This window comes from Glaciecola sp. 1036, from assembly GCF_050306235.1.
Lineage (GTDB): Bacteria > Pseudomonadota > Gammaproteobacteria > Enterobacterales > Alteromonadaceae > Glaciecola.
This window is the reverse complement of record NZ_JBLWFH010000007.1, coordinates 73,178-92,661: the sequence shown is the minus strand read 5'-3', so window position 1 is coordinate 92,661 and position 19,484 is coordinate 73,178. Positions and strand designations below refer to the sequence as shown.

21 protein-coding genes and 1 pseudogene are annotated in these 19,484 nt (G+C 37.8%); 9 read left to right on the top strand and 13 right to left on the bottom strand.

Features of this window, described 5'->3' with window-relative positions; genetic code table 11:
• Nucleotides 1-4 precede the first annotated feature (4 nt).
• The 6 genes from panB to sfsA form a co-directional block, all read right to left on the bottom strand.
• On the bottom strand, nt 5-799 hold the full coding sequence (gene panB, locus ACNKW3_RS11805) for a 3-methyl-2-oxobutanoate hydroxymethyltransferase (RefSeq protein WP_427399497.1): 795 nt from the start codon (nt 797-799) through the stop codon (nt 5-7).
• Between the two features lie 53 nt (nt 800-852).
• The gene (gene folK, locus ACNKW3_RS11800; RefSeq protein ID WP_427399496.1) at nt 853-1,371 is read right to left on the bottom strand and encodes a 2-amino-4-hydroxy-6-hydroxymethyldihydropteridine diphosphokinase; all 519 of its coding nucleotides are present in this window, start codon (nt 1,369-1,371) and stop codon (nt 853-855) included.
• Nucleotides 1,372-1,373: 2 nt separating this feature from the next.
• Nucleotides 1,374-2,672 carry a polynucleotide adenylyltransferase PcnB gene (gene pcnB, locus ACNKW3_RS11795; protein ID WP_427399495.1) on the bottom strand — a complete coding sequence of 433 codons (1,299 nt, stop codon included), beginning with the start codon at nt 2,670-2,672 and terminating at the stop codon, nt 1,374-1,376.
• Nucleotides 2,673-2,706: 34 nt separating this feature from the next.
• On the bottom strand, nt 2,707-3,603 hold the full coding sequence (gene gluQRS, locus ACNKW3_RS11790) for a tRNA glutamyl-Q(34) synthetase GluQRS (RefSeq protein WP_427399494.1): 897 nt from the start codon (nt 3,601-3,603) through the stop codon (nt 2,707-2,709).
• A gap of 69 nt (nt 3,604-3,672) precedes the next feature.
• Nucleotides 3,673-4,119 (bottom strand): RNA polymerase-binding protein DksA, encoded by a 447-nt coding sequence (dksA, locus tag ACNKW3_RS11785; protein ID WP_427399493.1) that lies wholly within the window; start codon nt 4,117-4,119, stop codon nt 3,673-3,675.
• A gap of 140 nt (nt 4,120-4,259) precedes the next feature.
• Nucleotides 4,260-4,961, bottom strand: a complete 702-nt coding sequence (gene sfsA, locus ACNKW3_RS11780; protein ID WP_427399492.1) for a DNA/RNA nuclease SfsA — start codon at nt 4,959-4,961, stop codon at nt 4,260-4,262.
• Nucleotides 4,962-5,056: 95 nt separating this feature from the next.
• On the opposite strand from sfsA, the gene pepB reads away from it, so the two are divergent.
• Together pepB and ACNKW3_RS11770 are read left to right on the top strand one after the other, a co-directional pair.
• On the top strand, nt 5,057-6,346 hold the full coding sequence (gene pepB, locus ACNKW3_RS11775) for an aminopeptidase PepB (protein ID WP_427399491.1): 1,290 nt from the start codon (nt 5,057-5,059) through the stop codon (nt 6,344-6,346).
• Nucleotides 6,347-6,428: 82 nt separating this feature from the next.
• Nucleotides 6,429-7,379: a transposase gene (locus ACNKW3_RS11770; protein ID WP_427399490.1), complete on the top strand. Its 951-nt coding sequence runs from the start codon at nt 6,429-6,431 to the stop codon at nt 7,377-7,379.
• On the opposite strand, the gene ACNKW3_RS11765 is transcribed toward ACNKW3_RS11770, so the two are convergent.
• Nucleotides 7,343-7,525: a helix-turn-helix domain-containing protein gene (locus ACNKW3_RS11765; RefSeq protein WP_427399489.1), complete on the bottom strand. Its 183-nt coding sequence runs from the start codon at nt 7,523-7,525 to the stop codon at nt 7,343-7,345. The two genes, ACNKW3_RS11770 and ACNKW3_RS11765, sit on opposite strands and share 37 nt — an antisense overlap.
• A gap of 228 nt (nt 7,526-7,753) precedes the next feature.
• Between ACNKW3_RS11765 and ACNKW3_RS11760 the strand changes: the two genes are divergently transcribed.
• Both ACNKW3_RS11760 and ACNKW3_RS11755 read left to right on the top strand, forming a co-directional pair.
• Entirely contained in the window at nt 7,754-8,353 is a 600-nt protein-coding gene (locus ACNKW3_RS11760; protein ID WP_427399488.1) for a YhgN family NAAT transporter, read from the top strand.
• Nucleotides 8,353-8,928, top strand: a complete 576-nt coding sequence (locus tag ACNKW3_RS11755; protein ID WP_427399487.1) for a DUF416 family protein — start codon at nt 8,353-8,355, stop codon at nt 8,926-8,928. The genes ACNKW3_RS11760 and ACNKW3_RS11755 overlap by 1 nt, the downstream gene beginning before the upstream one ends.
• Here ACNKW3_RS11755 and rsmD read toward each other — a convergent pair whose 3' ends face one another.
• Nucleotides 8,929-9,573 carry a 16S rRNA (guanine(966)-N(2))-methyltransferase RsmD gene (gene rsmD, locus ACNKW3_RS11750; protein ID WP_427399486.1) on the bottom strand — a complete coding sequence of 215 codons (645 nt, stop codon included), beginning with the start codon at nt 9,571-9,573 and terminating at the stop codon, nt 8,929-8,931. It lies immediately after the preceding gene.
• 102 nt (nt 9,574-9,675) lie between these two features.
• On the opposite strand from rsmD, the pseudogene ftsY reads away from it, so the two are divergent.
• From ftsY to ftsX, 3 genes and pseudogenes are all read left to right on the top strand, one after another.
• Nucleotides 9,676-10,728, top strand: a pseudogene (gene ftsY / locus ACNKW3_RS11745) (signal recognition particle-docking protein FtsY); the annotation flags it as partial.
• Between the two features lie 108 nt (nt 10,729-10,836).
• Nucleotides 10,837-11,526: a cell division ATP-binding protein FtsE gene (ftsE, locus tag ACNKW3_RS11740; RefSeq protein WP_427399485.1), complete on the top strand. Its 690-nt coding sequence runs from the start codon at nt 10,837-10,839 to the stop codon at nt 11,524-11,526.
• Nucleotides 11,523-12,503, top strand: a complete 981-nt coding sequence (gene ftsX / locus ACNKW3_RS11735; RefSeq protein WP_427399484.1) for a permease-like cell division protein FtsX — start codon at nt 11,523-11,525, stop codon at nt 12,501-12,503. The genes ftsE and ftsX overlap by 4 nt, the downstream gene beginning before the upstream one ends.
• A gap of 2 nt (nt 12,504-12,505) precedes the next feature.
• Here ftsX and ACNKW3_RS11730 read toward each other — a convergent pair whose 3' ends face one another.
• Both ACNKW3_RS11730 and ACNKW3_RS11725 read right to left on the bottom strand, forming a co-directional pair.
• Complete coding sequence (locus tag ACNKW3_RS11730) at nt 12,506-13,735, bottom strand: EAL and HDOD domain-containing protein (protein WP_427399483.1); 1,230 nt, start codon at nt 13,733-13,735, stop codon at nt 12,506-12,508.
• 194 nt (nt 13,736-13,929) lie between these two features.
• The gene (locus tag ACNKW3_RS11725) at nt 13,930-15,168 is read right to left on the bottom strand and encodes an EAL and HDOD domain-containing protein (RefSeq protein WP_427399482.1); all 1,239 of its coding nucleotides are present in this window, start codon (nt 15,166-15,168) and stop codon (nt 13,930-13,932) included.
• A gap of 229 nt (nt 15,169-15,397) precedes the next feature.
• Here ACNKW3_RS11725 and rpoH point away from each other — a divergent pair, with 229 nt between their 5' ends.
• Nucleotides 15,398-16,249 carry an RNA polymerase sigma factor RpoH gene (gene rpoH, locus ACNKW3_RS11720; RefSeq protein ID WP_427399481.1) on the top strand — a complete coding sequence of 284 codons (852 nt, stop codon included), beginning with the start codon at nt 15,398-15,400 and terminating at the stop codon, nt 16,247-16,249.
• A gap of 42 nt (nt 16,250-16,291) precedes the next feature.
• Here rpoH and ACNKW3_RS11715 read toward each other — a convergent pair whose 3' ends face one another.
• The 3 genes from ACNKW3_RS11715 to pip all read right to left on the bottom strand — a co-directional run bounded on the left by ACNKW3_RS11715 (nt 16,292) and on the right by pip (nt 18,627).
• On the bottom strand, nt 16,292-17,194 hold the full coding sequence (locus ACNKW3_RS11715) for a YiiD C-terminal domain-containing protein (RefSeq protein ID WP_427399480.1): 903 nt from the start codon (nt 17,192-17,194) through the stop codon (nt 16,292-16,294).
• A gap of 68 nt (nt 17,195-17,262) precedes the next feature.
• Nucleotides 17,263-17,700, bottom strand: coding sequence for a D-aminoacyl-tRNA deacylase (dtd, locus tag ACNKW3_RS11710; RefSeq protein WP_427399479.1), 438 nt, complete (start codon nt 17,698-17,700; stop codon nt 17,263-17,265).
• A 6-nt stretch (nt 17,701-17,706) separates the two neighbouring features.
• The gene (pip, locus tag ACNKW3_RS11705; protein ID WP_427399478.1) at nt 17,707-18,627 is read right to left on the bottom strand and encodes a prolyl aminopeptidase; all 921 of its coding nucleotides are present in this window, start codon (nt 18,625-18,627) and stop codon (nt 17,707-17,709) included.
• A 182-nt stretch (nt 18,628-18,809) separates the two neighbouring features.
• Here pip and ACNKW3_RS11700 point away from each other — a divergent pair, with 182 nt between their 5' ends.
• A complete protein-coding gene (locus ACNKW3_RS11700) occupies nt 18,810-19,463 on the top strand; it encodes a DUF2959 domain-containing protein (protein WP_427399477.1) in 654 nt (217 codons plus the stop codon).
• The last annotated feature ends 21 nt before the right edge of the window (nt 19,464-19,484 follow it).

Here is a 19,484-nt window from a genome sequence, read left to right as displayed (position 1 = left end):
TACATTAATCAAAAGAGTGTTCATTACTGGGAAAATCACCAGATTTTACTGCTGATACATAAGCTTCAACGGCTTTTGAGATACTACCTGTTTCTGCCAAAAAATCTTTGGAGAACTTAGGCATATAATTGGCACTTACTCCTATCATGTCATGCATGACTAAAATTTGCCCATCTGTATCTGCTCCCGCCCCAATGCCGATTACTGGGACACTCAAATTTTGACTGATGTGTTCAGCCAAGGATTGAGGTACACATTCTAATACAAGCAATTGAATCCCTGCTTGTTCAAGCTGCTTTGCACTCTGAAGGAGGGCTTCGGCTTGTTCAGAGTTTCTGCCTTGAACTTTGAAACCACCAAACACATTCACTGATTGAGGGGTCAAGCCAAGATGTCCACATACAGGTACACCTCTTTCAACCAATTGTTTTATGGTTTCATATAACCAGTCACCACCTTCGAGCTTTACCATATTCGCGCCATTGGCCATTAATTTTGCGGCGTTTGTACAAGCCAATTCAGGTGTGGAATAGCTCATAAATGGCATATCAGCGACAACCATTGATTTATTAGTTCCTGCTCTGACACTTTTTACATGATAAGCAATCTCTTCAACACTGACTGAAAGGGTATCGTCCTCACCTTTTAATACCATCCCCAAAGAATCGCCAATCAGCAATACTTCTACCCCAGAAGTATCGAAAAGCTTAGCGAAACTAGCATCGTACGCTGTAAGACAAGCAATTTTTTCACCTTCTTGCTTCATTTTTGTTAGGGTCGAAACTGTCACTTTTTTCATTGCGTGTCCAAATTCCTTAAATAAACTGAGTGTCCCAAGTAATTATTAAATAATTAAGCCGCTATGCTGGCGAAATCTATTTTATTGTTCAGGCGTTTTAAGCCGTTTAAATCACAGTCGTTGATCCATGCTGCCAGACTTCTGCCGTCATGCATGACTAAATCCGGAGCGATTTCAAATAAAGGTACTAATACAAATTCCCTGTGTTGCATGCCTATATGGGGCACTTTTAATCTTTCGCAATTTATTCGCTCTTGATTAAATAACAATATATCCAGATCTAGGGTTCTAGGCCCCCATTTTTCGCCATTTCGTTCTCTTTTATGGTTTGTTTCAATACTTTGTAATACATCGAGAAGTTCAATGGGAGATAATGAAGTGTTTAATTTACACACAGCGTTGGTATAAAGAGGCTGATTTTGTGGGCCTAGAGGTTTACTTTTATACAAATGAGAACAAGCTTGTACACAAATATTTGAGCTTTGATGGAGTTCTCGTAAAGCGTCTTTAATTTGCTGGCTGGGATTTTTTAAATTACTACCCAATCCAATGTAAGCTATATCTAATAACATAATTATCGCCTTGAATTTTTAGCCCTTTTGCCTTTATATTTGGATGGAAGAACCATTTGACGTTTTTTATTTTGGTCAGCCTTTTGAAAGTCAGTCCACCATTCGGCCAACTCAAGCATTTGCCCGCCTTCAACTTCAGCTCTTAAACATAGAAAATCATAAGCGGCCCTAAATTTTGCGTGCATTATAAGAGCAAAAGGCTTTTTCCCGAAGCGCCTTGTTAATCTGTATTGTAGCGACCATATCTCGCGCATGGTTACAGAGAAACGTTTTGGAATCATAACTCTCTTACACTGTAGGGTTAAGGTTTCAACAACAGCAATATTAATCGCATCATATCGAGACAGGTTACTTTCTTGAACCAATGTTTCTGTTTTTTCCTCTAAAGAATACCAAAGAATCGTTGCATACAAAAAAGCGGGAGTGACCCTATTGTTAGTCGCAATTCTTTCATCTGTATTGGTCAACATTTTTCGTGCGAAGTGATATTCTTTCGAATCTTTGGATTTAGCACTAGCTGCCCAAGTCGGAAACAAATGTTTCATTAGGCTGAGTTCTATCAACGAATCTAATGCCTTCTGCCCCTTACCGGATAAAAACAACTTATTAATTTCTTCAAATAATCTGGCTGGTGGTATTGTTGCCAACAAATGTCCAAACTTGATTATTGCCTGTGTCATATCGGTTGGAATTTGCATATCAAGTTTATTGGAAAATCTAACAGCTCTTAGCATTCGAACGGGATCTTCAGTAAACCTATTTTCTAACTCCCCGATCATAGTTAGAGTTTTCTCTTTTAGAGATGCCATCCCATTTGCAAAGTCGAGAATGGAGTCGCTTCGAGCATCGAAATACATCGCATTTAAACTAAAATCTCGTCTAGCAGCATCTTCTTCTATAGAGCCAAATACATTATCTCGTACCAGTTGACCTGAGGAACTAGATTGGCTTAATTCGTTGTCACTGTCCTCAGTGTGATGACCTCGATATGTTGCAACTTCAAGAATCTCTCTACCAAAATAGACATGGGCCAACCTAAAGCGCCTTCCGATTAACCTGCAGTTTTTAAATAGCCCTTTAATCTGTTCTGGCGTCGCGTTAGTTACTATATCAACGTCTTTGGGGGACATACCTAACAAACTGTCTCTAACCCAACCACCTACTACATAAGCGTCAAAGCCAGCATCATTCAGTGTAGACAATACAGTTACAGCGTTTTCAGATAAAGCACTAGATCTTAGGTTGTGACGACTTTTCGGTATTCGCGTTGGAGTGAGTTTAGTTAACCTAGTATTTGACATTTAAACTTAAAAAATCCTTGGGACATGCAATACTTTACTGTGCGAAGTATAAGCCATTTGTTTGTGAAACGATAATTTCTCTTACTTTTGGTAGCATTTGACGATTCCAATTTGAAATTGTCCATTCAATTAATTCATCAACATTGTTAAATTCTGACATTTCATCGGGTTTACCCCCCATAAAGGACACGCAACTTTTTAAATTGTCCATTACATTTTTATTTGAAATGGGTGGAGAATAAGCTTGCTTTGAATACTTTGTCCCCAATTGGTGTACGGCAAGGGGTAAATGAAAAAATTCGGGCGATTTATAATTAAAGTGTTGAAATAGCTCTATGTGTAGTGGCGTTAATTCAAATAAATCACTGCCTCTTGCAATCTGGGTTATGCTTTGCTCGATGTCATCGACAATGACAGCAAGGTTGTAGGTAAACTGTCCATCGGCTCTTCGTAGCACAGGATCTTCAAGTGTAAGATAACTGTCAACTTTTGCGTGTCCCAAATGTTGGTCATAAAAGTTCGTAGCACAATCATCATTTTTAAGCCGAACAATATTGCCGTATAAAGGAAGATGTTTATTTCGGCAAAATCCATCATAAAAGCTACTTCGAAGCTTTATTTCTTTGCGGGAACAGCTACATCCGTATAAAAGATTATCTTCTCTAAGCGCATTTATATATTCCAGGTAGAGGTTGGAACGCTTTGATTGGTATATGATTTCACCATCCCACAATAGATGATGAGATTCTAAGGTTGTTAAGATTGAATTAACATACTCTGACTTGCAGCGTTGTTCATCAAGATCTTCAATACGGACAAGCCAATCTGCCCCATCTTGTTTAGCAATAACATAAGAAATAAATGCACAAACAAGGGATCCAAAGTGAAGAGGCCCAGTAGGTGAGGGGGCAAATCGAGAGACTTTTCGCATTGATAAGCAAATTAAAATTTATTTTTAAGGCGGGTTAATCAAGAAATTAGGCCTCAATTAACCCTATTATTAGCCTTGTAATTGCTTTTCTTTTATTTCAGCCATTGTTTTACAGTCTATGCAAAGATCAGCTGTGGGGCGAGCTTCAAGACGTTTAATCCCTATTTCAATGCCGCAAGAATCGCAAAAACCAAAGTCGTCTTCTTCAATTCGTTTTAAGGTTTTTTCAATTTTCTTGATGAGCTTTCTCTCTCGGTCTCGAGTTCGCAGTTCTAAGCTAAATTCTTCTTCCTGCGCTGCTCTATCCACTGGATCAGGAAAATTTGCAGCCTCATCTTGCATATGATGAACAGTTCTATCAACTTCTTCTCTAAGTTGAACGCGCCAAGCATTGAGTATTTTTCTAAAATGCGTCATTTGAGCATCATTCATATACTCTTCGTCAGGTTTTTCTTGATAAGGTTCTAAACCTGCAAGTGCTAATAGACCAATCGATTTATTCTTTTCTGTTGGCATAAGCCCTCTCTACTCTTGATTCCTCACAATCCTTTTATCCAGAATTGTTGTTTCGGCTCCATGTCTTTGGGGAAGACAAACTTCCTCAAAAAATTTAAGGACGGTAATATGGGCATTTTTTCAGAAATTGCAATCTTTTTTTAATGATTAATGAGTATGTAATTAGATACCTCAATACTCTGTGGTGTAATTTTCGTATAAATGACTAAAATTTTAATGCCAAAATTGACTAATTCTTTGACACTAGCGGTATAAATGGGATCCACATCGGACGCCAGGCGAAAAGTATCTTGACCATTACGCATGATGACGTAAACAAGGCAGGCGTCAAAACCTTTTTGCTTGGCTTTAATGAGTGATAATGAATGTTTTAGTCCTCGCACCGTTTTAGCGTCAGGGAATTTACTGCCATGACTATCTGCAAGGGTGACAGACTTTACTTCAAGATAAAGATAATTTGATTTTTCATCTTCAATTAAAAAATCTAGTCGACTGTCTTCAAACTTTACTTCTCGCCTTATATAAGAATAAGCTTGAAATTCTGAAATTTTCCCTTCTTTAAGCACGTTTTCGACGAATCTATTCGCTATACTTGTATTAACGCAGATCAAGTTTCCGTGTAAATCCGTACTTAACTCCCAAGAGTATGCCAATTTGCGTTTTGGATTATCACTTTTTGACAAAAAAACCGTGCAATCAGGATAGTAACAGCTAGTCATTGCGCCAGTATTGGCACAGTGTGCTGTAATAACCTTATTTTCAGGTAACTTAATATCAGCTAAAAAGCGTTTATATCTAGTTTGAAAACTACCTTGAATTAAAGGTGTTGGAAATGTAAACAATTGACTGTCCTTTGTTTGCTTTTTTCTCTTCTGATAACGCTTTGTATATAATGAATCACAAGCCACTAAGATTAAACATATTTAAAGAACAAAAAATGAAAAAAGAATCTTCTATAAATTTATATCTAAACGTAGAGCCAACCCAGCCAAGCACGCTTTACTCTCTATCTGAAAATGCAATCACCATTAATGCAACCGAAACCTCGGTTTTGGATGATATTAGAAAAGGGACACGCAAATTTTTGTCACTAGGTTTTACTTCAGTAAAGCTTGAAGGAAGTTGGAGTAGGGAGCAGCAATATGCGGTAATCCAAGCTTTTTATTCCCCCAAACAAAATCTAGAAGTTAAGTTTGCTTCTGAAACTACAGATGATGACAGACAATGGCTTTTGGCACATAAAAAAGCACTTTACTTTGTTAGAAGTTTAACCAACGAGACACCTGAAAATTTGAGTCCAGAGATTTTATCAAAACTTTCGGCAGATTGGTTGGTTAGCCTGGTAGATGATCCCCTAACCGTGTCTGTAAAAGAGATCATAGGTAATGAGTTGGCTGAACAAGAAATCAACGGTATTTATGCAGTTGGTAGAGGGAGCGAAAGGCCCCCTGTTTTATTAGAGGTCGATTTTAATCCAATACAGGAAAAGGATGTGAGCTGCGTTTTAGTAGGAAAAGGAATCACATTCGATAGCGGAGGTTATAGCTTAAAATCAAGTGAAGGCATGCTGGATATGAAATGTGATATGGGGGGAGCGGCAACTGTAGTAGGAGCTCTAGGTTTAGCCATTATGTTGGGTCTGCAAAAACGGGTTAAACTTTATTTGTGCTGTGCAGAAAATTTGGTAAGTGGACACGCATATAAATTAGGTGACATTTTAAAATATAAAAATGACCTGACAGTTGAGATTGTTAATACAGATGCGGAAGGTCGGTTAGTGTTAGCTGATGGTTTAATAGCGGCCTGTGAAAATAATCCTTCTTTAATCATAGATGCAGCTACCCTAACTGGAGCCGCAGTTATGGCTGTAGGTGGTGACTACAATGCCCTATTTTCACTGAATAAGGAACTTGCCGCAAAAGCGTTGAACTTTGCCTGCAACGTAAATGAACCTCTTTGGCAATTACCTCTTACCCTCAACCATCAATTTAAATGCCCATCGCCTTTTGCAGACACTGCTAATAGTCGACCTCAAAAGGGAGGCGGAGCTGGTGGAGCATCAAACGCCGCAGGTTTCCTATCCAGATTTGTAGAGGGGTATGAAGGATCTTGGCTGCATTTTGACTTGGCTGCGGCTTATAATAGAAACGGTACTGAAATAATGCCTGAAGGTGCAACAGGTTTGGGAGTTCGAACAATTTCAGAAATATTAATAAAAAATTTTTAAGTCTGCACTAATGGACAGGTGTTTTTAAATCCAGTTCCATTTAGAGTAAATGCTTATCTACTATCTCAATTGAGGTTTAATTATGACGGTTGCAAGGAAGCACCTAATTAATCCAGAAATTACAGAGTATTACCATTGTTTTACAAGGTGCGTAAGACGAGCATTTTTATGCGGTATAGACGGGCTTACAGGCAACAGTTATGAGCACCGGAAAGAGTGGATAGAGGAACGAATTGAGTTCCTGATTTCAATCTTTTGTATTCAGATTTGTACCTATGCAATTATGTCAAATCATTACCACTTGGTTTTGAAAATTTCTCAACAAGATGGTGCCGTCTTGTCAGATCAGGACGTCATTCTACGTTGGGGAAAGCTTTACCGACTTCCAGGTATCGTCGAATTAGCTCTTCTATCGCCTCAAAAAGGACTTAATAAGTTGATTATCAGTCAATTTGCTAAAAAGTACCGCGCTCGATTATTGAATATAAGCTGGTTCATGAAGGCACTTAATGAATTTATATCCAAAAAAGCAAACAAAGAAGACGATTGTACAGGACGCTTCTGGGAAGGGAGATTTAAATCTCAAGCATTACTATCAGAAGAAGCTATTATTGAGTGCATGAAGTACGTAGATTTAAATCCATTTAGAGCTGATATTACAGATAATATCAGAAGGTTCAAGCATACTGGCTTTGGACTAAGGCTAAATAAAGCGTCAAATATCAAAAATTTTGTTTCGTTTGAAGATGTATTGAATAACACTTCCCAATTGAAAATTACATTTGAAGATTATAGTGAAATGCTGCTTAAAGAAGTAGATGAATGGTCAAAGAAACTACAAGACTATTCGCCTAAATCGGGTTTCGTATTGCAAAAAAACAAATTAACCGAAGCTTTTTCGTCAGCTATCGGTGACTCTGAAAGTTTAAAAATGTGGGCTCAAAAATTAGGTAAGCGATGGATTAAAGGGATATCCGCTTCCGAAACTTTGTTTCGCTATAGCCCGCCTAAACGTTCGGCTAGCTCTTTATAGCGCTGTACATCATCTTTTTCAAAAAGTGGTGAGCCACTTTCGTCTTTAGATTTAGCGATTAACAAACTTTCTCTAGCTAAACGCTCTACTCTGCCTGTTTGAATTTGCAAATACTCTGCTACATCACTAACAGTCATTAATGCCATGATAAACTCTTAATATGTTTGTAATTGATATACAATATAGCGACCAAAATTTAATAAATTTTAATATATTTTAGAAAAACTTTAAGTTTGATGGTTTAAAGCCCTGAATCTCAGCGTTTTGGACACTCAAATATATCAAACTGAGGTTCGATTATCTTTTTCAGGACATTCAAAATTTAGTTATTGATTTATGGTTTTAAAGTTAAGTTGTAACTGTTAGGAAAATTAATGGATATTTTGGCTGCGGCTACTTTGTTGTTTTTAATTATGGACCCTTTAGGAAATCTTCCGATTTTTTTGAGTGTCCTTAAAAGTGTTCCCTCAGAACGAAGAACTAAAATTATTCTTAGAGAACTCTCAATAGCTCTTTTAATCCTAGTTGTATTTCTCTACATCGGGCAGTCCTTGTTGGATTTTTTACAAATCCAACAAGAAACCGTAAGCATAGCGGGTGGCGTCATACTATTTATAATTGCACTTAAAATGATTTTTCCAAAGCCAGGTGGAATAATGAATTTTAGTGAGGGAGAAGAGCCTTTCATAGTTCCTTTAGCCGTGCCTATGATAGCTGGACCTTCAACTATGGCGGCTTTAATTCTTTTGTCCAGCCAATCCCCAGATAAGATGTTACATTGGACAGTCTCATTATTTTTAGCTTGGTTTTCAAGCTCAATAATTCTGCTAACCGCAGGAAAAGTTCATATACTCTTGGGTGATAAAGGAATTCGAGCAATAGAACGCTTAATGGGGATGATATTAGTAATGCTTGCTATTCAAATGCTACTCAACGGGATTTCCGATTACATCATATTTTTAAGAGGCTTATAGTGACCAAAAAGCTCACCTTATTTTCACGTCTTCGAACGCTGGAATTGCAAGATTCAGTTATTATATCGCTTTGTATTGCAGAAAGAATGTTCATAAACGCGAGGATATATTTTAATTCTCTAGGGGAACAACAGCCTCTGGATTTATTAGAATCTGTACTTAATAAATTCTGGATGTCAGCATTTAAAAAGAAACAAAATTTTGCTAACAATGCGGAAAAAATAGGGCTATTACTCGATGAAATAGAGGATGATAGTTTGGCATCAAAATCGACTTTGGATTTTTTAGTTGGACTAAATGTGCTTATCGATACCTTCGCGGGAAGTGAATTACAGCCGGCTGTAATGCTAGCCAAGCTGAGTCAAGGTGACATTGAAAGATATTTGCGTGTCCAGAATGATTCTGACCTCACGCCTGCCCAAATTAGAGAATCAGAGTTGGTCATTTACGAAATTGAACTGATTGAGTCACTTATTGAATACTTAGCTTCGAATACCCCTAACGTAGAAGAGCTTATGTATTTAAGAGATAGTTTCAGAAATGAAAAGATCAGTAATCTTGGTTTATCGAGTTAATTAAGATATTTTCGAATATTTGTATAATCTTGAAGTAAATGTCTTAGTTTCTAACGTTTTAATAACCATAAGATTTTCGAAGTCATCAATTGCGTAATTGTTTTCACATTCAACGTAAATCAATGCATTGCTTGCTAAAAGGTCTGCCTTTATCAATTCAGAAATACTTGGATTCACTAAATTTTTTCCGAAGGGTGGGTCTATAAATATCAAATCAAACTGATGCTCCGATTCGTTAAGTATTGTTAAAACATCCATATTCTTGAAATTGCACTTATTTGATACGCTAAGTAAGTCTGCATTTTCTATTAGTTGACGAAAAGGCATTTTATTTATTTCAAAAAATGTACAATGAGAAGCGCCTCTAGATAAAGCTTCAAAACCAAGTGCTCCGGTGCCCGCATACATGTCCAAGATACGTTTTTCGGCAATAGAGCCAATGAGCCAATTGAAGAGAGTTTCTCTGATTCTATCCGTGGTAGGCCTTAATCCATCTGCGTTTGCAACTGCTATTTTGCGGCCTTTAAAACTTCCGCTAATAATGCGAATTTTACTAGAAGCGTTTGCTGATTTTTTTGAGTGTCCTGAATCAGGTTTTGAATTAAATTTGTTGTAACGCTTAGATTTTCTTTGTGATAATGGCATCTGGTTCCTACACGGTGTTATCATACAATGAATAATAACCTGTAATAATATTATCATTACTTAGTGTGAGGTTGTACTTTGTTTAACTGGTTTAAAAAAGATTCTGAAATAAAGTCGGATACCAAAGAAAATAAATCCGATGATACAAAAAGTACTGACATTCAGAGTTCTCCCGAAATTGAAGAGGCTTCGAGTAATTCGAGTAATGAGTCCCACGGCTTTTTTACTCGGTTAAAGCAACAGTTATCAAAAACCAGAGAAAATTTTGGAAGTGGTTTCAAATCAATTTTGCTAGGAAAAGAAATTGATGAAGATCTTTATGAAGAATTAGAAACTCAATTGCTAGTTGCTGATTTAGGGATGAAGACCACACAAAAAGTCATTACCAATCTAACAAATGAAGCAAAACATACACAACTTAAAGATGGAACAGCTCTCGCAGAGTTATTGAAGAAGCAATTAAGAGAAATATTAGAACCGGTTAACCAGCCGATGTCATTGGAAACACAGTCGGTAGATGGTAAAAAGATGCCTTTTGTTATCTTAATGGTGGGTGTAAATGGCGTAGGAAAAACTACTACCATTGGTAAACTAGCGAAGAAATTTCAGGCTGAAGGTAAAAAAGTAATGTTGGCGGCAGGAGATACATTTAGGGCTGCAGCTGTTGAGCAATTACAAGTTTGGGGCGAACGAAACAATATACCTGTAGTTGCCCAATCTACCGGTTCAGATAGCGCATCAGTTATTTTCGATGCTGTAGCATCAGCGCAAGCCAAAGGAATTGATGTTCTTATTGCCGATACTGCTGGACGATTACAAAATAAAGACAATTTGATAGAAGAACTCAAGAAAGTCGTTAGAGTTATGAAAAAGCAAATTCCAGAAGCTCCTCACGAAATTATGCTTACCTTGGATGCGAGTACTGGTCAAAATGCAGTGAGTCAAACTAAGATCTTTAATGAAGCTGTAGGTGTTACGGGCATCAACCTCACTAAATTAGATGGAACAGCAAAAGGTGGCGTCATATTTGCGCTTGCAGATGAGTTTTCTATTCCGGTTAGATTCATCGGTATTGGCGAAGGGATAGACGACCTGCGCACGTTTCAGGCCAGTGAGTTTGTGGATGCCTTGTTTGATGACTCTGGTAAAGTCTAAAAAATATTAAGTTAGTTAAAAATTGGAAGCCCTGTTAGGGTAAGCTAAAGCATATGTGAAAAAATTGCGTGTCCTGTTTGGAATATTAGTTAAAGAAAGCGTTATTGAATGATTAGATTTGAAAAAGTAAGCAAAACCTATCATGGCGGGCAACAAGCTCTGTCGATGGTAGACTTTCATCTAGAAAGAGGTGAAATGGCTTTTTTAACCGGGCATTCAGGTGCAGGAAAAAGTACGCTTTTGAAGCTTATTAGTATCATGGAACGCCCAACAGTGGGGAATGTGTTTATAAATGGGCATGATTTAAGCTCTATCAAACGTAAACATATCGCCTACATTCGGCGGGATATAGGCATGATATTTCAAAGTCATCATTTATTAATGGACAGAACTGTCTACGATAATGTGGCGCTTCCCCTTGTGATAGAAGGCCATAGCCGAAAAAACATCGAATCTAGAGTGCATGCCGCTTTAGATATGGTAGGCCTACGTAACAAGGCTAAAAACCTGCCAATTATGCTATCTGGAGGGGAACAGCAGCGCGTAGGTATTGCCAGAGCTGTTGTCAATCGCCCACCATTACTTCTAGCTGATGAGCCTACGGGTAATCTTGATCCTAAACTTTCTATGGAAATCATTCGTCTATTTGAAGATTTTAATCAGGCAGGGGTCTCTGTATTGATTGCAACCCATGATCTTGGCTTGATAGCGCGCATGAAATATCGCACCCTAACACTTAAAAATGGCAAAATGATTACTGATGGTTTAAGTCCGGCCGAGGATTTTGAAGCGCCATGAGTATCTTATTCAAAGAAAGAAAACACGGTGCTGTATATCACAAAATTGGTATATTTCAGCGTTTTGTCATGTTTTTTGTTGATCATATTAGGCAAGCTTTTTTCAGCCTAGGGGAGCTTTACCGAACACCATTCGCAAGTTTAATGACGATTGGAGTACTTGGATTTAGTCTCACCCTGCCTGGTACGCTTTATATTGTTGTTAAAAACACTGAGCAAGTCAGCCAGCAATGGCAACAAGCGTCAGAAGTTTCATTATTCCTTAAAGAAAATGTTAGTGAACAAGCGGCTCAACAGTTGGTTACTCGGATCTCATTGTGGCCAGAAATTGATAGCGTGTCTTACATGTCTTCAGAACAGGCGCTTAAAGAATTTGAAGCCCTGTCTGGATTAGGTGACGCCATTGGCTACTTAGACACTAACCCCTTGCCAGCAGTTGTTAGAGTCACGCCAACCAGTCGACATGCCGCGCCCACCTCTGCCGCGATATTGTTAGACAAGTTAAAGCAAGAACGTGAGGTTGAACTAGGCAAACTTGATATCGAATGGTTAGAGCGCTTGTATGCAGTTTTAGAAGTCGCTAAAGAACTAGTATTCTTACTTGCGTTTTTACTTTTCTTTGCTGTGGTTTTAATTATTGGCAATACCATTAGATTAAATATATTGAATAAGAAAGAAGAGATATTAGTAATGAAACTGGTGGGGGCGACAGATGCGTTTATTCATCGTCCGTTTCTTTACACCGGTTTTTGGTTTGGACTGATAGGAGGATTAATAGCATGGCTAACAATCAGCCTAGTGTTAGTTTGGATTGATTGGAATCTACAAGATGTCTTTGAACTTTACCGCATCAATATTGATATCACTGGATTAGAGTTTGGTGCTATAGGGATTATGCTATTAATAAGCGTCGCTATGGGACTCATAGGTTCATTCTTGTCAGTACAAAGACATGTAAAAGATATTGAGCCAGAATAGAATTAATGCACTCTGGCTACAGGATATACGTTAGATTCAGGGATTGAAAAACTATTAGCCCAACGCACTGATTCTAAATAGACGCTTTTTGCGATTTCGTGCTCTACTTCGACTTGTTCACAGTTTTGTTTTAAGGTTTGCCAATGTGCAGACTCGATACCTTGGCAAATTTTTACATAATGATGCAGTGTCCCTTGTTTTTGAGTCAATGCTAACTTGATCTCAAGTGCCAATTGAACTTTGTCCATTAAAATAGCCATGTCTCTATCTAGAATGACATCAATTAACGAAAATAATCCTGTTAAAAACGCACTTAGGGATTCTTCTTTTCCATCGTGAGTTTCCGAGATAGATTCGCAGAACTTAGCCCTAATTAACGCAACTTGCAAAAGCTCAGAAGTGTTGCCAGTATTTAATTGAGCCAAAGATACTATTGCAACAAATTTCCTTAGCATTACCTCACCTAAATAAGCAAGTGCATGTTTAATCGACTTTATTTCATGATATTTATTGATCATGGGGTTATTAATGAACCTCATCAATAAATAGGTGAGTGTGGCATCATGTTCGAATATCACCCTAATCTTTTTCATATCTAAACTAGGTTGGGAAATTTGACTGATGAGATTAAATATTGCGACTTTGTTAGCGGGTAATTCGTCAGAATGATTGGTCTTCTTGCGAGTTAAAAAGAAATAACCTTGATAATAGTCAAAGCCTACCTCAACACACTTTTTGAAAGACGCCTGTGTTTGAACGTCAGTAACGATAAGTTTTATTTTTGGGTTTATCGTTTGATTACGCAGTTCTTTCACTTCATAAGGCGAGATTTTGTTGATACTCACTTTTAGAATATCGCAGTGCTTAATAACAAATTCAGATAAGGGGTTTTTATCGCCTGCAATAATTCTGTATCCGATTTTTTTAAGAGCGTTAATACGTTCTACAAAAGCAGGATCATCCTCATCGAACTTATCGATTTCTAACATAGTGTCATCAGGTGGGAAATCTTCAGGTATAGGATTAAAAAGCTGTTCTTTGGTAATGGTGATGAGACTAGTAAAGCCTTCTAATAGCTGTGGCCAAGCTACCCCACCAGTATCTTCCGGAGAACGCGCTAATTTAATATTTTCAGGATCAAATACATGCCCAATGCTTTCATTGAACACTAATTGATAGGCGAATACCTTTTCATTGCTAGTGAAAATAGGTTCACGAGCGAAAACTATCATTACTTTTACCCTAAAAATGCGAATACTTTAGAGTGTTATCGGCGCGAATACGTGATGGTTAAATTTTTATAATGGGACACGCAAATTTCTTTTTTAGAAATTGCGTGTCCTAGAAAAAAATAGGTTAATTAGAATGGGACACTCAGTTTTTAGAAATTATGTCAGATATGATGTGAAATCTAATAAAGTTTAGATTAGCTAGGCAAACTTTTTCGCATATCTTCCGCCCATTTCATTGCGTCATAATAGGCTTCGAAGCCTTGAGCTTCTTCAATGCTTAATTTGCTACACAGATACTCGATAGCTTTCCAATGCGCTCGTTCAAAGGCGATACACAAGGCTAACAAATCACTTAGCGGGCTTTCATCCGACTGAAATTTTTGACATAGCGCAGTATTTACTTGTTCAGAGAATGGCAAAGATTTGGTGACCTTGGGCATTGGAATATCGATAAGTGCATCCACTAACGAAAATAATCCCAAAATAAATCCTTCGGGAGGATTTTCTTTAAACGCTAATAATTCTGAAAGCCGCTTACAAAAATGCGCTCGTGTAAGGCTGGTGGTGATTAAATCCATGGGTTTATCACCTTTTAAATTAGCGATGGCAAGCAGAGCAATGAATTTTTTTAACTCGATACTGCCTAAAAATTTTAGTGCGTGTCCCAAAGAATTAATTTTCTGTCTTTTATTGAGCGTCGGGTTGTTAATAAAACGCATTAATTTATATGACAGGCCCAAATCTTTTTCAAAAATTTCATTCACCTCATCAAAATCAAATTCGGCTTTAGCACTAATACCAACAAGTTCAATTACTGAGGAAAGGGCTACTTCTATTTTCTTGTGTTCGACTATTTCAGGTTTGGATAAAAAGTAACCCTGAAAAAGTGTAAAACCCATTTTTTCCAGCAGTACAAATTCGTCAATTGTTTCAACTTTTTCTGCTATCAGCACTTTTTCCGCGGTAAGAAGTTTTTCGATTTTGCCAAGTACGAAATCATTGGCATTGCTCACCACCGACGATTCTATTTTGATATATTTCACTAATGGGATTAATGGCTCCCACTTAGGATCAAAATTATAGTCGTCTAGGGCCAACGAATAGCCTAAATCTCTAACGTGCTCTAATGCTTGAATCAGAGCTTCTGTAACTTTTACCGATTCAACGATTTCTATAACTGTCGATAAAGGATCTAAAGTCGAAGGAAACCTGTATAAAAGTGTATCCTCATGGAAGTTGATAAATGCTGTTTTTTGAAAGGTAATGTTTTCCAAACCAATACTCAGATGGCTATCGGTTAACATAGTACTAGTTGCTGTATCGGGCGAAATGTCGGGAAAACAATTACGCTTGCCGTCTCTAAATAATAGTTCGTAAGCGAAAACATCTTTCTCGACCGTATATATGGCTTGTCTGGCAACATAGGCAAACATTATGTACTAACACCTTTTATCGTTATGGACAGATACAAACTGGCGATCGCAAATCATGAGCTGTGACTGTACTAGAGTTCACAGGAAAATATAGCGAATTTGGGTTGTATTTTATATAATAATCCTTATATTTAATAGATGTGTTAAAAATACGCTTAAAATGTAAGGTTCAAGGAACTTTCTGGGTAAAAATTGGTCTTAATTTAAAGCTTAAGTAATTGGAGAAACAATGAGTCAAAACATGCAATCATTTGCGCTATCAGTACCTGCGAGCGGTAGTATCGAAAGCTACATGCAAGCTGTATCTGGTATTGACATGTTATCCGCCGAGGAAGAAAAGCGTTTAGGTGAGAGATTACAAAACGAAGGTGATTTGGAAGCTGCGAGAAAGCTGGTTATGTCGCATTTGCGTTTTGTAGTGCATATCGCAAAATCTTACTCAGGTTATGGATTGCCTCAAGCTGATTTAATTCAAGAAGGCAATATTGGTTTGATGAAAGCCGTCAAACGATTTGATCCTACTGTAGGTGTTCGCTTAGTGTCTTTTGCTGTGCATTGGATTAAAGCAGAAATTCATGAATACGTTCTTAAAAATTGGCGTATTGTAAAAGTTGCAACAACTAAAGCGCAACGTAAATTGTTTTTTAATCTACGTAAGGCGAAAAAGCGTTTAGGTTGGTTCACCCATGACGAAGTGCAGACTGTAGCGGAAGAATTAGGTGTTAGCACCAAAGAAGTGTTGCAAATGGAAGCTCGAATGAGCAGCCAAGATCAAGCGTTTGATTTATCGAATGATGACGACGAATCTACGACTTTTTCGCCAGCGCAATATCTTGAAGATAAATCTGCGGATGTTGAATCAACAGTGATCGATAATGATTGGGATTCAGCCGCAACTAAACGTCTGTACACAGCAATTAAGACGCTCGATGAAAGAAGTCAGCATATAATTGAAACTAGATGGTTGTCTGACGATAAGAAGACCTTACAAGATCTGGCTGATGAATATGAAGTGTCAGCAGAAAGAGTGAGACAGATTGAAAAGAACGCTATGAAAAAGCTACAAGCAGCAATGCGTTAGACTTCATAAATAAATATCAAAGGCAGCGTAGAGCTGCCTTTTTTATTGGCTGGGAGGTAATACCCAATATTGTCCTGAGAATTCAGCGACCGACTGATCACCGTCTAAAATATCGACTTTTAAAGAAACAGGGCATTTTTTGCCTCTTTCTAAAATTGCGAATTTAGTCCTCACACTTTCTATATTGCAAATTGCTCTAGGTCGCATGGTTATAGGTTTGTGATAGTGAATATTAGCATCTCCTAACACTATTTCCCCATCCAGTCCTTTTTGTTTCAATTGCAAAAATATCATGCCCCAACCGGTTAATGTGGCTTGAGAATAGATGCTACCTGCAAACATACTGCCGTGTAAATTAACGTTTTTGTTTAATGATGCGCGAGTTTCTATAGTGCGCTCAGTATATTGGTAGAGTTTTATTCCCATGTGCTCAGTAATAGGAATTTTTTCGTGCCAAGTATCCTGTAACTCTTTGCACCATTTAGGATGCAAAATTAATGCATTGTGGTCATTTAGAATCTTACGCATTTGTTTGCGTTTTAATTTACCTAATTCTTCGGGTGCATCGTCGATAACTTCAAAGCCACAATCTTGAAAAAAGTCTATAGAGGTTTCTCGAGAATTTGTAACTGCTCGTTCAGCTCCCATCTCTCTTGCAACCGATTCAAGGGCTTGAAGAATCATTTTACCGACTCCCTTACGTCGGTAGGTAGTCTCCACAGCAATATGACGAATCTGTGCTTCTTCGGCAGTATTTAAATGCACGCGTCCACAAGCAACAATTTCACCCATTTGATTTTTTATTGTGCGGTGCTCGCTAACGCTTTCATATTCATCTTTTTCTGACCCTTCAGGAAAGCCCCAAGGTTTACGTAAATGAGACCATCGAAATTCAAAGTATTCCGCAAGTTCCGTTTCGGTTTTCGGTGTGTTCACAATCAACAAGCTGTTACATCCATCTGTGATTCAAAGTAGAATATTGTATAGTTTGTGTAAACAAATTGCACCTGTCCTCAGGTTTGAAAGTAAAAGGTCACTGGGCCGTCATTGATTAATGAAACTTGCATATCTGCGCCAAACTCTCCGCACTCACAAGGCCCATATTGTTGCTCAATATGTGCTAAAAAAGCCTCATACAGACGTTTACCTTCTTCTGGTGAAGCCCCTTTTGAAAATCCAGGACGATTGCCTTTGTTGGTCTCGGCCACTAGAGTAAATTGTGAAACTACTAGCAGTTCTTTTTGCGTGTCCAATAAACTCAGATTCATTTTTCCGTCTTGGTCTGGAAAAATTCGATAATGCATTATTTTCTTAGCGAGTTTTTCAATATCGGTTTGGGTGTCAGTTTTTTCAATGCCTAGCAATAAAAGGATGCCAGCACCTATTTTACCAATTGTTTGCCCCGCCACATCAACTTGAGCTTGGGATACTCGTTGAATTAATCCTATCATTTACTGCTACTCATTATGTTGTCTCATTATATCTATGAGTTTATTTCGAATTTGTGTCTCAAGGGCACTGTGTCCAGCGTTTTCAATTATGTGAAGATTTGCTTTGGGAAGTTGCTGGGCAAGTTCAATTGCACCACTCGCCATGCATACAAGATCATATCGACCATGCACGATTTCGCAGGGAATGTCTTGAATAATATGACAGTTATCTAAAATGTAGTTTTCTTCAATAAAACAATTGTTGATTAAATAGTGGCATTCCATTAATGCAAGAGTTTCAACAAATTTAGCGTCAGGAATAACCTCTATATTTTCTTTTATCAGGCGAGAAATCGCTAACTCCCATGCAAACCAACGTTGGTAAGCATTTTTGCGTACTTCAAGCTCACTGTTTGTCATTAAGCCATAGTACTCATGCAAGATATTAGCTGCTGTTTTTTTTCCTTGAATGACAGAAATAAACTTTTGATAGTCTAGGGGGAAAAAATGCGCAGCTGCGCCTTCTGGAGTAAGAAAAAACTCAGCATCTTTGGATCTTGCTAAAAACACGCCTCTTAATATCAGTTTAGACACATGAGATGGATGTTTGATCGCATAAATAAGAGACAGGGTAGCTCCCCAAGAACCGCCAAATACCCCCCAAGTTTCAATCTGTAAGTGATTACGAATTTTCTCTATGTCTTCGATTAAAGCCCATGTGTTATTGTCATTAAGGCTAGCAAAAGGTTTTGATTGACCACATCCCCTTTGATCAAAGGCAACAACAAAGTGTTTATTTAAATCAAAAGGCCATTTATAACAGTTTGATATGCTAGCACCGGGACCGCCATGCACAAACAAGAAAGGTATGCCGTCAGGGTTTCCTGCAAGTTCTACGTGAAGTTTATGTTCATTTGAAACATCAATTTTCAGTGATCTAAATGGCATTCAATGCTCTTTTGTTCTCAACCTTTCATCGAGGTACAGATTGATTATGTTTTGGTGTATATTTACTGAATAAATAAAGCACTTTACTCAGATTACCAATAAATTTACTTAAAACTCAAACGTTAAATCATCAAACTCGAGTATCTTTTGGCCATTTGATAGTTAAATACAAGGATTATGCAATGCGTTTATTTGCAATTATGTTCATATTAAGTCTAGGTTTGGTTTCAAGTTGTACCTCAACAATTCAAGACGCATACTTCGATATGTGGGAAAGCATAGGAATAGAAAAACGCGATATTCTGGTGGATAGAGTTGAAGATGCTCAAGAAACGCAACAAGAAGCTCAAGAACAGTTTTCCAGTGCATTAGAAGAATTCAGTGCTTTAATCAATTTTGATGGTGGGGAGCTAGAAGATGTATACAATGAGCTCAATGACCAATATCAAGCAAGTAAAGAAGCCGCAGAAGAGGTTTCCACAAGAATTGATAAAGTCGAATCCGTAGCTGGCTCTTTATTTCGTGAATGGGAATCTGAGTTGGATGAGATCTCAAATGCTAATTTACGTCGTGATAGTAAAAGGAAATTAGACACAACCAAGGCAAAGTACCAAAATTTACTGAAATCTATGCGTAAGGTTGAAGCAAGTATGCCACCTGTATTAACCGCATTAAACGATAATGTACTTTATCTTAAACATAATTTGAACGCTAACGCCATCGGTGCATTGCAGGGAGAGTTGAATACCATTCAACGAGATGTCAAAACTCTACTTCAGCAAATGAGCGCAGCGATAAAAGAATCTGACGAGTTTATTGCGTCGTTAAAAAACTAGAAACTCGACTTAGATTTGCAT

Bases quoted from the DNA above. Each gene is read 5' to 3' on its own strand.
- pepB (WP_427399491.1), top strand. From the start codon at position 5,057: ATGAAAAAAGAATCTTCTATAAATTTATATCTAAACGTAGAGCCAACC.
- ACNKW3_RS11730 (WP_427399483.1), bottom strand. From the start codon at position 13,735: ATGATAGTTTTCGCTCGTGAACCTATTTTCACTAGCAATGAAAAGGTA.
- folK (WP_427399496.1), bottom strand. From the start codon at position 1,371: ATGTTATTAGATATAGCTTACATTGGATTGGGTAGTAATTTAAAAAAT.
- ACNKW3_RS11725 (WP_427399482.1), bottom strand. From the start codon at position 15,168: ATGTTTGCCTATGTTGCCAGACAAGCCATATATACGGTCGAGAAAGAT.
- ACNKW3_RS11765 (WP_427399489.1), bottom strand. From the start codon at position 7,525: ATGGCATTAATGACTGTTAGTGATGTAGCAGAGTATTTGCAAATTCAA.
- ACNKW3_RS11760 (WP_427399488.1), top strand. From the start codon at position 7,754: ATGGATATTTTGGCTGCGGCTACTTTGTTGTTTTTAATTATGGACCCT.
- gluQRS (WP_427399494.1), bottom strand. From the start codon at position 3,603: ATGCGAAAAGTCTCTCGATTTGCCCCCTCACCTACTGGGCCTCTTCAC.
- panB (WP_427399497.1), bottom strand. From the start codon at position 799: ATGAAAAAAGTGACAGTTTCGACCCTAACAAAAATGAAGCAAGAAGGT.
- dksA (WP_427399493.1), bottom strand. From the start codon at position 4,119: ATGCCAACAGAAAAGAATAAATCGATTGGTCTATTAGCACTTGCAGGT.
- pip (WP_427399478.1), bottom strand. From the start codon at position 18,627: ATGCCATTTAGATCACTGAAAATTGATGTTTCAAATGAACATAAACTT.
- ACNKW3_RS11770 (WP_427399490.1), top strand. From the start codon at position 6,429: ATGACGGTTGCAAGGAAGCACCTAATTAATCCAGAAATTACAGAGTAT.
- rpoH (WP_427399481.1), top strand. From the start codon at position 15,398: ATGAGTCAAAACATGCAATCATTTGCGCTATCAGTACCTGCGAGCGGT.
- ftsE (WP_427399485.1), top strand. From the start codon at position 10,837: ATGATTAGATTTGAAAAAGTAAGCAAAACCTATCATGGCGGGCAACAA.
- ftsX (WP_427399484.1), top strand. From the start codon at position 11,523: ATGAGTATCTTATTCAAAGAAAGAAAACACGGTGCTGTATATCACAAA.
- rsmD (WP_427399486.1), bottom strand. From the start codon at position 9,573: ATGCCATTATCACAAAGAAAATCTAAGCGTTACAACAAATTTAATTCA.
- ACNKW3_RS11700 (WP_427399477.1), top strand. From the start codon at position 18,810: ATGCGTTTATTTGCAATTATGTTCATATTAAGTCTAGGTTTGGTTTCA.
- pcnB (WP_427399495.1), bottom strand. From the start codon at position 2,672: ATGTCAAATACTAGGTTAACTAAACTCACTCCAACGCGAATACCGAAA.
- dtd (WP_427399479.1), bottom strand. From the start codon at position 17,700: ATGATAGGATTAATTCAACGAGTATCCCAAGCTCAAGTTGATGTGGCG.